The organism is Frigidibacter oleivorans (genome assembly GCF_003993775.1).
Classification (GTDB): domain Bacteria; phylum Pseudomonadota; class Alphaproteobacteria; order Rhodobacterales; family Rhodobacteraceae; genus Frigidibacter; species Frigidibacter oleivorans.
Genome location: NZ_RJRZ01000027.1, coordinates 16929 through 28124, shown reverse-complemented (window position 1 = coordinate 28124; position 11196 = coordinate 16929). Strand labels below are relative to the sequence as shown.

Below are 11196 nucleotides of genomic sequence, written 5' to 3'. Positions count from 1 at the left end.
ATCCGCGGCCGCCCCGGCCACGGTCGCGGCCCAACGAGGCGCCCAGTCCCCGGCCCGCCAGGGCTGTGCCGGACCCGCGCCCCGCCCGGCCACCGGCTGCGCATAGGCCAGCGCGCCCCGGCCGCCCGCCAGCGTCACCGGGCGCGGCGCGGCGCCGCCCGCGAACCGCGCAAGACGGTCCAGATCCTCTGCCGTCGCCTCGAGGAGCAGCCCCGCCACCGCCGCGCCCCCTGCCGGCACCAGCCAGGGCAGCGCGTCGTCGCCCGTCCACTGCAGGTCATGCCCGGGCAGGGTCGCCGCGGCAGGATCGGTCGCGCGGCCCAGGACGGCGGCGCGCGGCGCGGCAAGGGTCAGCGCCCCATAGAGGAAGACGGCGGTCATGAGGGGACTCCTTCAGCGCCAGGTCCGGGCGGCATGGGCCGCACCAAGGCCGGCCAGCATCGCCCCCGCGATCAGAACCCCCCCGACATCGGAATGCAGCAAAAGCCGCGCGTCGTCCAGCATCAGCCGGAACACATCCTGAAGCGCCTCCACCGGCCCGTCATAGAGCTTGCGCATCGACCGCTGGATCATCGCGGCGAAGGCCCCGAGGAACAGCGTCGCCAGCACCGCCAGCGTCGTCGCCCGCAGGCCCGCCGCCACCGCGGCGACCGATCCGCGCCCGGCATCCGGTCCCAGCACCCGCCAGCCGCAGAACAGGCCGGCCCCCGTCGCCACCGCCCACAGCCAGCCGGGATCGGCGCCCTCGGGCAGGTGGCTGCCGACCGCCAGCGCCCCCGCGAAACAGACAAGCCCCAGATAGAGGGCGGCCAGCAGTTTCGCGGCGGTGGGCATGGATCAGGCTGGCCTTCGCAGGGTGATCTGGGTCACGTCGCAGTTTCCGCCCTCGAAGGCCCCCGCGCAAGACGCAAGGTAGAGGTTCCACATCCGGCGGAAGCGGTCGTCGAAGCCCATGCCCGCCACCCGGTCCCAGCGGGCGTTGAAGGTCTCATGCCAGCGGCGCAGCGTCTGGCTGTAGCTGGCCCCGAATTCGCGGCTGCCCTCGACGGAAAGGCCCGCGCCCTCGGCCTCGCGCCGCAGCGCCCCGGGCGAGGGCAGCATCCCGCCGGGGAAGATGTGCTTCTGGATAAAGTCCACGCCCTTGCGGTACAGCTCGAACCGCCGGTCCTGCACGGTGATGACCTGCAGGCAGGCGGCCCGGCCCGGCTTCAGCGCCGCGCGCAGCCGGTCGAAATAGACCGGCCAGTATTTCTCGCCCACCGCCTCGAACATCTCGATGGAACCCACGCCGTCATACTGGCCTGTCTCGTCGCGATAGTCCTGCAGCTTGATCTCGACCCGGTCGGACAGGCCGGCCCTGGCGATCCGGTCCACGGCATAGTCGTATTGCGCGCGGCTGATCGTCAGCCCGGTCACCCGCAGGCCGCGTTCAGCGGCGGCATATTCCGCAAAGCCGCCCCAGCCGCAGCCGATTTCCAGCACATGCTCGCCGGGGCGGACCTGCATCCGGTCCACGAGGCTGGCATATTTCGCCTGCTGCGCCGCCTCGAGGCTTTGCGCCCCGCCCTCGAACAGGGCCGAGGAATAGGTCATCGTCCCGTCGAGCCACAGCGCGTAGAAGTCGTTGCCCAGGTCGTAATGCGCGGCGATGTTCTTCCGGGCCTGCCGGCGCGAATTGTTGCGCAGCCAGTGGCGCAGGTCTTCCCACAGCCGCAGGATCTGCATCCCCGGGAACCCGTCATAGAGTTCGTCATTGCCGGCATGGACCAGATCCATGAAGGCCATCAGGTCGGGCGTCGTCCAGCCGCCGTCCAGATAGGCCTCGCAGAAGCCCAGATCGCCCTCGCGGATCAGCCGGGCAAAGAGGTCGGGATCGTGGATGTGCAGTTCCGCCACCGGCCCCGGCCCGCGCCCCTCGGCCCGGAAGCGGCGACCGTCGGGCAGCACGAAGTCGAGCCGCCCCGCCTGCATCCGCCGCGCCGCCTCATAGACCGGCGCGAAATAGCGGGGCAGACCCGCCTGCCCGGTCACGCTCGTCAGAACCTCGCCCATCGCACCCCCGTCTTCCTTCCGATGCTGCCGGCGCCGTCTTCCCCCCGGCGCCCCTGTTGTCCGTGATTGTGCCCGCCGGACGGCCCGCGGCGCCTTCGGTCCCGGCGCCGTCAGCCGCGCCGATAGGCCGCCAGCGCCCGTTCGCGCCCCTCGCGCAGGTCGATCGCCGGGTCGGGATAATCCTGTGCGGGATCGAGTCCCCATGAAACCGGGCAGGCGCGAAAGAAGTCAAGCGCGGTGCCGGGCGGGCGGGCCTGCCCCTCGGCGATCCAGCGGTTCAGATACTGTCCCGCGCCGTCGAACTTCTCGGCCTGTCCCGCCGGGTTGAACACCCGGAAATAGGGCGCGGCATCCGGCCCCGACCCCGCGACCCATTGCCAGTTGAGCGCGTTCGACGCCGGGTCCCAGTCGGTCAGGCAGTCCTCGAACCAGCGCAGGCCAACCCGCCAGTCGGTCAGCAGATGCTTGGTCAGGTAGCTGGCCACGACCATCCGGGCGCGGTTGTGCATGGTGCCGGTGACGAACATCTCGCGCATCGCCGCGTCGACGAAGCGTTCGCCGGTCATGCCGCGCCGCCAGCGTTCCGCCTGCGCATTGTCGCGCCGCCAGGGAAAGGCGTCCCAGTCCTCGCGCCAGTTGCGGTCGGCGATATGGGGCGTGTGATGCAGCAGGTGCCAGGCGAAGTCGCGCCAGACCAGTTCCTTCAGGAAATGCTCGGCGCCCTCGGCCAGGCCCGCCCGGTCCATCGCCGCGCGGGCCGCATGCCAGATCGTGCCGGGCGAGATCTCGCCCCAGGCCAGGTTTTCCGACAGACCCGAGGTCACGTCGCGGGCCGGATAATCGCGCCCCTGACGGTACTCTGCCACCTTGCGGTCGAGGAAGTCGTGCAGCCGGTCGCGGGCGCGATCCTCGCCCACGCGCGCATGTTTCGCCACCACCGCCGCGCCGCGCCGCATCGCCGCCCCCATCGCCCAGTCCTCCAGCCGGTCGGAGCCGGGCCAGCGGTCGGGCACGGGCAGACGGGCGGGCGCGCGCAGCGGCGGGCGCACCTCGCGCCCGCGCACCGCGCGCCAGAAGGGGGAATAGACCTTGTAGAAGCTGCCTTCGCCGGTCTCGACCTCCCACGGCTCGAACAGGACATGGCCGGGGAAGCTGCGCGCCTCGATCCCGCGCGCCTTCAGCGCGGCCTTCACGTCCTCGTCCCGCTTGCGACTGGCGGGGTCGTAGAGCCGCGTCCAGAACACCGCCTCCGCCCCCGTCTCGGCGATCAGCGCCTGCAGGCCGTCCAGCGCGCGGCCCCGGCGCAGGATCAGCCGGCTGCCCTTGCCCGCCAGCCGGTCGCCGTGATGCGCCACCGCCTCGGCCAGCCGCCATTTCGGCGCGGCGCCGTATGCCTCTGCCACCTCGTCCAGCAGGAAGACCGGGATCACCGGGCGGCCGCTGGCCACGGCGGCATCGAGAGCGGGCAGATCGCCGAGGCGCAGGTCGCGGCGGAACCACAGGATCAGGGGGGCAGGGCTCATGCGGTCCTCTTGGCGTGCGAAGGGGTTACGCGACGCGGCCGGGACCGGATCACCCCCTACAGCACCCGGTCCAGCGCCGCGATCAGCCGGGCCACATCCTCGGGCGCGGTGTAATGCACGAAGGACAGGCGCAGCACGCCCCGATCCGGATCCACCCCCATCGCCTGCAACGGGCGGCGGGCGTAGAAATCGCCCGCCCAGCAGTCGATGCCCTCTGCCGCCAGCGCCGCCGACACCGGCTCTGCCGGCCGGTTCAGCGCCAGCGCCACGGTGGGCGCGCGCCCTGCGGCCATCCGCGGGCCCAGCAGGCGGATGTCGTTGCGGTCGGCCAGCGCATCCAGCAGCGGTTGCAGCAGCGCGGTCTCGGCCCGGTGCATCAGCCCCGCCACCGCCGCCGCCCGGCGCGCCGGGTCGGGATCGGCCGCGAAATGGTGGCAATGCAGCGCGTCGATGTAGTCCGCGATTCCGGCCGAGGCCGCGACCTGCGCGTGATCCGGCCCCGCCGGGGTGAAGCGCTTGTACAGCGTGCCGCCGTTGAACCAGTGGCCCTGGTTGGGCAGGTCCGCCCCGATGCCGCGCCGGACGACCATGATCCCCTGATGCGGCCCATAGGTCTTGTAGGCCGAGAACAGATAGATGTCGGCGCCGAGCGCGCCCACATCGGGCAGGCCGTGCGGCGCATGGCTGACGCCATCGACGCAGGCATAGGCGCCGGCGGCATGGACGTCGGCCACGATCTCGGCCACGGGATTGGTTTCGCCCACCACGTTGGAACAATGCGGAAAGCAGACCAGCCGCACCTTGCCATCGGCCAGCAGCGGCGTCAGGCGGGCGGGGTCCAGATGCCCGGTGGCGGGGTCGATGCGCCATTCGCGCAGCTCCACGCCCTCGTCCGCCAGCCGCCGCCACGGCCCCGAATTCGCCTCGTGATCCTGATCGGTAACGACGATCGCCGCGCCCTCGGGCAGCCAGCGGCGGACGGCATTGGCCAGCACGAAGGTATTGGCAGTGGTCGAGGGGCCGAAGCTGAGTTCGTCCGTTGCCACCCCCAGCATCGCCGCCAGCCGGGCGCGGGCCTCGTCCATCTCGGCCCCGCCCGCCTCGGCCGCGGGATAGGGGGCATAGGGCTGCACCTTGCGTTCGCGGTAGAAGCGCGTCAGCCGGTCGATCACCGGCGCGCAGGCATAGGAGCCACCGGCATTCTCGAAAAAGGCGCGCCCCGCCAGCGCCGGATCGGCGAAGGCGGGGAATTGCGACCGCACGAAGGCGAGGTCGAGCGTCGGCAGATGGAGGGCGGCGTCGGTCATGCGGGCCTCTGCAACGGGTCGGGGTAAGGTCGGACGAGGCTAGCCAGCCCCGCCCTGCCCCGCAAGCCGCACCCCGCAGGCCCCCATTCAGGCCGCGGCCGCCTCTCGTTCCGCCGCCGCCTCGCTGCGCAGGCCCGCGACGATGGCCCAGCACAGCGCCAGCAGTACCAGCGCGAAGGGCAGCCCGGTCGAGATCACCATCGACTGCAGCGCCTGCAAGCCGCCGCCGAGCAGCAGCACGATCGCCACCGCGCCCTCGAAGCTGGCCCAGAACACCCGCTGCGGCACCGGCGCATCGACCTTGCCGCCCGCGGTGATCGTGTCGATGACCAGCGAGCCGGAATCCGACGAGGTGACGAAGAACACCACCACCAGCACGATGCCGATGAGCGAGGTCAGCTGCGCCAGCGGCAGCACGTCGAGCATGCGGAACAGCTGCACCGGCAGGTCGGCCTCCTGCGCCGCGGTATAGCCGTCGGCGATGACCTGATGCAGCGCGGTGCCGCCGAAGATCGACATCCACAGCACGCAGACGAAGCTGGGGATCAGCAGGACCGAGATCAGGAATTCCCGCACGGTGCGGCCGCGGCTGACCCGGGCGATGAACATGCCGACGAAGGGCGACCAGCTGATCCACCAGGCCCAGTAGAAGGCGGTCCAGCCCTGCACGAAGTTGGTGTCCTCGCGTCCGACCGGGTTGGACAGCGCCGGCAGATAGACGAGGTAGGCGCCGAGCGCCTCCACGACGCCGGACAGCAGCGCCAGCGTCGGCCCGACCAGCAGCACGAACAGGAACAGCAGCGCGGCGAGGCCCATGTTGATTTCCGACAGCACCTTCACCCCGGCATCGAGCCCGCGCACCACCGAGACCAGCGCGATGGCGGTGATGCCCGAGATCAGCAGCACCTCGGTCGTCGGCCCCACCGGCAGGCCGAACAGCTCGTTCAGCCCGGCATTGGCCTGCGTCGCGCCGAAACCCAGCGAGGTGGCAAGGCCGAAGAGCGTGGCGAAGACGGCGAGAATGTCGATGACATGGCCCGGCCAGCCCCAGACCCGGTCGCCGAGGATCGGGTGAAAGGCCGACCGGATCGTCAGCGGCAGGCCCTTGTTGTAGGAAAACAGCGCCAGCGCCAGCGCCACCACCGCATAGATCGCCCAGGGGTGCAGCGCCCAGTGGAAGATCGTGGCGGCCATGCCCAGCCGGGCCGCCGCCTGCGGATCGCCCGCGGCGCCCGACAGCGGCGCCCAGTCGGTGCGCAGACCGTTCTCGTCCAGCGTCGGCCCCGCCAGCGACGAGGAGAAATGGCTCATCGGTTCGGACACGCCATAGAACATCAGCCCGATGCCCATGCCGGCCGCGAACAGCATCGCGAACCAGCCGGCATAGGTGAAGTCGGGCCGCGCCTCGGGGCCGCCCAGCCGGATCCGGCCCCAGGGCGACACGATCAGCGCCAGCGCGAACAGCACGAAGATGTTGGCCACGGCGAGGAAGAACCAGTCGAAGCTGCCGGTGACGAAGGCGAAGAGCGTGTCGAACAGCGCCGCCGACTGGCCGGGCAGCGCCAGCGTGTAGAAGACGAAGGCCACGACCGAGATGCCCGAGATCGCGAAGACGGGATTATGGACGTCGAAGCCGATCCGACCCAGCGTGCCGGCAACATTGTCCTGCCCCAGCGTGTAGTCCGTCTCGATCGGGTTTGGGGCGGCTTCGGTGAAATCCTGATCTGTCATGCGGCGTCGCGCTCTCCTGTCGGGCCCGCGTTCCGCGCGGGCGGCTGATGGCTTTCCGGGTTCAAGGGGCGCGCGCAAGGCAGGCGCCGCGGCGGCAAGGCTCTGCCGTCCAACCCGGCTGCGCCCGGCAGGTTCCCGCCGGGCAAGTCCGGAATACGACACGGATGTCGCTTTCCGACTGCGCCGCTTCTGCCACGTCGCCCTGTGCCGCGCAACCCGCCGCCGGGCGCGGACGGAAGTGCCGCCTTTCCGGGCAGCTGCCCCGAAACGGGCAGTCCGGGCCTGCGGGCCCACGGAATCAACTTGTTGCAGCCCGTCCTTCGCCCTAGCGTTCGGTCCGGGGACCATCACTCATTTTCCGACCGTCGAAAGGACACGACATGACCCGCCATGCCCTTCTTCTGGCCAGTGCCGCGCTGCTTCCGGCCGGAACCGCCATCGCCGCCGATCCCGACCTGCTGGTCTTCGACTGGGCCGGTTTCGAGGTGCCCGGCCTCTTCGAGACCTATCAGCAGGCCCATTCGGACGCGCCGACCTACAGCTTCTTCGGCGATGACGACGAGGCGTTCCAGAAGGTGGCGTCCGGGTTCCGGGCCGATGTGGTGCATCCCTGCTCGCAAATGGTGGAGAAGTATCGCGATGCGGGCCTGATCGAGCCCTGGGACGTGTCGAAGATCCCGGAATTCGCCAATCTCGACCCGAAATACCTGAACTCCGAGGTCTTCAAGGACGAAGAGGGCGTCTGGTACATTCCCACCGACTGGGGCGTGACCGCCATCGCCTACAACACCGAGGAGGTCCCGGCCGAGGACGTCGCCTCGCTGCAGGTCTTCGTGGACCCGAAATACCAGGGCCGCACCTCGCTGCCCGACAGTTCGGACGATGTCTGGGCGCTGGCCTACCTCGCCACCGGCACCACCGACTGGACCGATGTCACCGACGAGCAGTTCACCAAGGCCGCCGAATGGCTGCGCGAGGCGAATGCCAATGTCGTCAGCTATTGGGCCGACCCGTCGGAAATGGCGCAGCTGATGGCCTCGGGGCAGGTGCTGGTCGCCTGGTCCTGGAACGACGGCGTGGCCTATCTGCAGGATGACGGCTTCCCGGTCGGCTTCCAGCGCGAGGCCACCGAAGGGTCCTCGACCTGGTTCTGCGGCATGGTCAACATGAAGGACGGCCCCGGTTCCGAGGACAAGGTCTATGACTTCATCAACTCCTGGCTGCGCCCCGAGGCCGGCCCGGTGCTGCTGGAGAACATCGGTTATGGCCACACCAACCTGCAGGCGATGGACCTCGTCAGCGACGAGGAGAAGGCCACCGCCGGTCTGACCGAGATCAACGCCCCGATCCTTGCCCAGACCCCGAACGCGACCGCGCAGCGCGAGCGGCAGCTGGAAGAGTTCGAGAAGATCAAGTCGGGCTTCTGATCCGACGCACCCGGCGCCGCCCCGCGGGCGGGCGGCGCCCTTTGCACCGTGCTGGCGCGGGCGCCGCTTTGCGCCGAAGATGTCGCCGGGCGCCCCGGCCGCCGCGATTCGCGTGACGGGTCGCCGCGCCGGACCGGACGGGCGCTCCGCCGTGGAGGGCCGTCATGATCGTCTTCACCTTCCTCATCGGCTGCGTCGCGGGCCTGCGCACCATGACCGCGCCCGCCGCCATCGCCTGGTCCGCCTGGTTGGGCTGGACCGTGCTCGGCGGCACATGGGCGGGCTTCATGGCCTCGGTCTGGGCGGTGGCGCTGTTCAGCCTCGCCGCACTGGCCGAATTCGTCACCGACCAGTTGCCCGCCACCCCCAGCCGCAAGGTGCCGATGCAGTTCGGCGCGCGGATCGTCTCGGGCGCCGTCTGCGGTGCGATGCTGGGCACGGCGGCCGGTGCCACGGTCCCGGGGCTGCTGGTCGGCGCGGCGGGGGCCGTGGCGGGCACGCTCGGCGGCGCGTGGGCGCGCGGCCGAGCCGCCGCGGCCTTCGGGCAGGACCGGCCCGCCGCGCTGCTGGAGGATGCGGTGGCGATCGTCCTTGGCCTCGTCGCCGCTGCGGCCCTGTGATGGAGACCTTCGACGCGATCATCATCGGCACCGGACAGGCCGCCCCGCCCCTGGCCGGGCGGCTGTCGGGCGCGGGGCTGCGCGTCGCGGTGATCGAACGCGGCGCGGTCGGCGGCACCTGCGTCAATGCGGGCTGCACACCGACGAAGGCGATGGTGGCCTCGGCCCGCGCGGCGCAGGCGATCCGCGCAGCGGGGGCGCTCGGCGTGCAGGCGGGGCCGCCGGTCATCGACATGGCCGCCATCTCCGACCGCGCCGCCCGGATCGCGGCGGACTCGCGCCGCTCGGTCGAGGGCTGGCTCGCCGGGATGCAGGGGGTGGAGCTGATCCGCGGCCATGCCCGGTTCGCCGGCCCGCGGCAGGTGCAGGCGGGCGACCGCGCGCTGATGGCGGATCGCATCTTCCTGAACGTCGGCGCCCGTCCCGCGGTGCCGGACCTGCCGGGGCTGGCGGAGGTCGACTATCTGACCAGCACCACCATCCTCGGCCTGCGCCGGGTGCCCGCGCATCTGGCCATCGTCGGCGGCAGCTATATCGGGCTGGAATTCGCGCAGATGTTCCGCCGTTTCGGCGCCGAGGTGACGGTGGTCGAACGCGGAGCGCGGCTGATCCCGCGCGAGGATCCCGAGATTTCCGATGCGATCCGCGAGATCCTCGAGTCCGAGGGCATCGCCATCCGCACCGGCGCCGACTGCATCCGCCTGTCGCGCGGGGCGGAGGGACCGCAGGTGCATGTCAGCTGCACCGAGGGCGACCCGGTGATCGCCGCCAGCGACCTGCTGCTGGCGGTGGGCCGCACCCCCAATACCGGCGATCTGGGGCTGGCGGCGGCCGGCCTTGCCCCCGATGCGCGCGGCAACATCCCCGTTAACGACCGGCTGGAAACCGCGGTGCCGGGGATCTGGGCGCTCGGCGATTGCAACGGGCGCGGCGGTTTCACCCATACCGCCTGGAACGATTACGAGATCGTCGCCGCCAACCTGCTCGACGGGGCGGACCGGCGGGTGACGGATCGGGTGCCGGGCTATGCACTCTATATCGACCCGCCGCTCGGCCGGGCGGGGATGACCGAGGCCGCGGCCCGCGCTGCCGGGCACCGGATCCTGACCGCCAGCCGCCCGATGAGCCGGGTGGGCCGCGCCGTCGAGAAGGGCGAGACGCACGGGCTGATGAAGGCGGTGGTGGAAGAAGGCAGCGGCCGCATCCTCGGCGCCGCGATCCTCGGCACCGGCGGCGACGAGGCGATCCACGGCGTGCTCGACATGATGACCGCGGGCGCCGGGGCCGAGGTGCTGCAGCGGGCGGTGCCGGTGCATCCCACCGTATCGGAACTGATCCCGACGCTGATGGGCGAGCTGCGCCCGGCCTGAGCTAGCCGCCCGCCCCCACCCCGTCCATCACCTCGACCGCCAGCACCGTGGGCAGGTGGCGCGCCACCTCGTCCCAGCTCTCGCCCTCGTCGCGGCTGGCGAAGACCGATCCGCTGTTGGTGCCGAAATAGACCCCGGCCGGGTCGCGCGCATCCCCCGCCATCGCCTGCCGCAGCACGGTGAAGAAGCAGGCGGTCTGCGGCAGGCCCGCGCGCATCGCCTGCCAGCTGGCCCCGCCGTCGCGCGACCGCCAGACCGCCGCCGCCGCATCGGGCGGATAGCGCCCGGCGCTGTCGCCGTTCAGCGGCAGGGTCCACAGGCAATCCGGGTCGCGCGGATGCACGAGGATCGGAAAGCCGAAAGTCGAGGGCAGGCCCGCGGTGATGTCGTCCCAGCTGCGCCCGCCATCCTCCGACCGCCAGACCCCGTGATGGTTCTGCTGGTAGATCCGGTCCTCGCCCCCCGGCGCGCGCATCATGTTATGGACGCAATGGCCGATCTCGCCGCCCGCCGGCCCGGCCGGGTGGTCGTGCTCCGCGCAGGCGCCGAGGTTCGACAGCCGGTTGCGCCGGTCCCATGTCGCGCCGCCATCCTCGGAGGCGAAGACCCCGGCGGCCGAGATGCCGACCCACAGCCGGCGCGGATCGGCCGGGTCCGACAGGATCGTGTGCAGCACCAGCCCCGCGCCGCCCGGCGTCCAGCTGCCGGCCGAGGGGTGATCGGTCAGCCCCTCCACCCGCGCCCAGGTGACGCCGCCGTCGTCGCTGGCCAGCAGGCTCGCGGGCTTCGTCCCGGCCAGCAGCCGGTCGCCCGCCCGCGCCAGCGACCAGACCTGGGTGATCGCACCGGAGAACGGCAATTCCTGCGGCGTCCAGCGGATCATCGCGGCGAAGACCTCGTCCTCGGCCGCCCAGTCGTCCATCTGCCCCCTGGCCAGCCGCGTCAGCTGCCAGGTCGCGCCGCCGTCTTCCGACCGCCAGATCCCGGCGCCGTGCCAGTCGCTGCCGCCCGCGGCCCAGATCCGGCCGCTGGCCGGGTCGCCGATCACATGGTTGATGGGCCAGCCCTCGCAGAAGGGCCCTTCCACCCGCCAGTCGTCCCCCGCCTCGTGCAGGATGAAGGCCCCCTTGGTGGTGCCGACAAGTATCCGCAATCCGTCCGCCATC

At 71.5% G+C, this 11196-nt stretch carries 10 protein-coding genes; 3 read left to right on the top strand and 7 right to left on the bottom strand.

Annotated elements, in window-relative coordinates; genetic code table 11:
- From EEY80_RS19535 to EEY80_RS19510, 6 genes are all read right to left on the bottom strand, one after another.
- Positions 1-381, bottom strand: a 381-nt coding sequence (locus EEY80_RS19535) for a gamma-glutamylcyclotransferase family protein (RefSeq protein ID WP_164738334.1), incomplete at its 3' end; no start/stop codon positions are given.
- A 12-nt stretch (positions 382-393) separates the two neighbouring features.
- Complete coding sequence (locus EEY80_RS19530; RefSeq protein ID WP_126979550.1) at positions 394-834, bottom strand: TrgA family protein; 441 nt, start codon at positions 832-834, stop codon at positions 394-396.
- Between the two features lie 3 nt (positions 835-837).
- Entirely contained in the window at positions 838-2052 is a 1215-nt protein-coding gene (locus EEY80_RS19525; RefSeq protein ID WP_126979548.1) for an SAM-dependent methyltransferase, read from the bottom strand.
- A 110-nt stretch (positions 2053-2162) separates the two neighbouring features.
- Complete coding sequence (locus EEY80_RS19520) at positions 2163-3575, bottom strand: cryptochrome/photolyase family protein (protein ID WP_126979546.1); 1413 nt, start codon at positions 3573-3575, stop codon at positions 2163-2165.
- A gap of 56 nt (positions 3576-3631) precedes the next feature.
- Complete coding sequence (locus tag EEY80_RS19515; protein WP_164738333.1) at positions 3632-4882, bottom strand: aminotransferase class V-fold PLP-dependent enzyme; 1251 nt, start codon at positions 4880-4882, stop codon at positions 3632-3634.
- An 87-nt stretch (positions 4883-4969) separates the two neighbouring features.
- The gene (locus tag EEY80_RS19510) at positions 4970-6613 is read right to left on the bottom strand and encodes a BCCT family transporter (RefSeq protein WP_126979544.1); all 1644 of its coding nucleotides are present in this window, start codon (positions 6611-6613) and stop codon (positions 4970-4972) included.
- A gap of 380 nt (positions 6614-6993) precedes the next feature.
- Here EEY80_RS19510 and EEY80_RS19505 point away from each other — a divergent pair, with 380 nt between their 5' ends.
- The 3 genes from EEY80_RS19505 (at position 6994) to EEY80_RS19495 (ending at position 10030) form a co-directional block, all read left to right on the top strand.
- Positions 6994-8040, top strand: a complete 1047-nt coding sequence (locus EEY80_RS19505; RefSeq protein ID WP_126979542.1) for an ABC transporter substrate-binding protein — start codon at positions 6994-6996, stop codon at positions 8038-8040.
- A gap of 164 nt (positions 8041-8204) precedes the next feature.
- Positions 8205-8660 carry a DUF4126 domain-containing protein gene (locus EEY80_RS19500; RefSeq protein WP_126979540.1) on the top strand — a complete coding sequence of 152 codons (456 nt, stop codon included), beginning with the start codon at positions 8205-8207 and terminating at the stop codon, positions 8658-8660.
- Positions 8660-10030 (top strand): FAD-containing oxidoreductase, encoded by a 1371-nt coding sequence (locus EEY80_RS19495; RefSeq protein WP_205749164.1) that lies wholly within the window; start codon positions 8660-8662, stop codon positions 10028-10030. The genes EEY80_RS19500 and EEY80_RS19495 overlap by 1 nt, the downstream gene beginning before the upstream one ends.
- A 1-nt stretch (position 10031) precedes the next feature.
- On the opposite strand, the gene EEY80_RS19490 is transcribed toward EEY80_RS19495, so the two are convergent.
- Positions 10032-11195: a WD40/YVTN/BNR-like repeat-containing protein gene (locus EEY80_RS19490; RefSeq protein WP_126979536.1), complete on the bottom strand. Its 1164-nt coding sequence runs from the start codon at positions 11193-11195 to the stop codon at positions 10032-10034.
- Position 11196: the final 1 nt, after the last annotated feature.

Coding starts and splice junctions, on each gene's coding strand:
- EEY80_RS19530 (WP_126979550.1), bottom strand. CDS start 834: ATGCCCACCGCCGCGAAACTGCTGGCCGCCCTCTATCTGGGGCTTGTC.
- EEY80_RS19525 (WP_126979548.1), bottom strand. CDS start 2,052: ATGGGCGAGGTTCTGACGAGCGTGACCGGGCAGGCGGGTCTGCCCCGC.
- EEY80_RS19520 (WP_126979546.1), bottom strand. CDS start 3,575: ATGAGCCCTGCCCCCCTGATCCTGTGGTTCCGCCGCGACCTGCGCCTC.
- EEY80_RS19515 (WP_164738333.1), bottom strand. CDS start 4,882: ATGACCGACGCCGCCCTCCATCTGCCGACGCTCGACCTCGCCTTCGTG.
- EEY80_RS19510 (WP_126979544.1), bottom strand. CDS start 6,613: ATGACAGATCAGGATTTCACCGAAGCCGCCCCAAACCCGATCGAGACG.
- EEY80_RS19505 (WP_126979542.1), top strand. CDS start 6,994: ATGACCCGCCATGCCCTTCTTCTGGCCAGTGCCGCGCTGCTTCCGGCC.
- EEY80_RS19500 (WP_126979540.1), top strand. CDS start 8,205: ATGATCGTCTTCACCTTCCTCATCGGCTGCGTCGCGGGCCTGCGCACC.
- EEY80_RS19495 (WP_205749164.1), top strand. CDS start 8,660: ATGGAGACCTTCGACGCGATCATCATCGGCACCGGACAGGCCGCCCCG.
- EEY80_RS19490 (WP_126979536.1), bottom strand. CDS start 11,195: ATGGCGGACGGATTGCGGATACTTGTCGGCACCACCAAGGGGGCCTTC.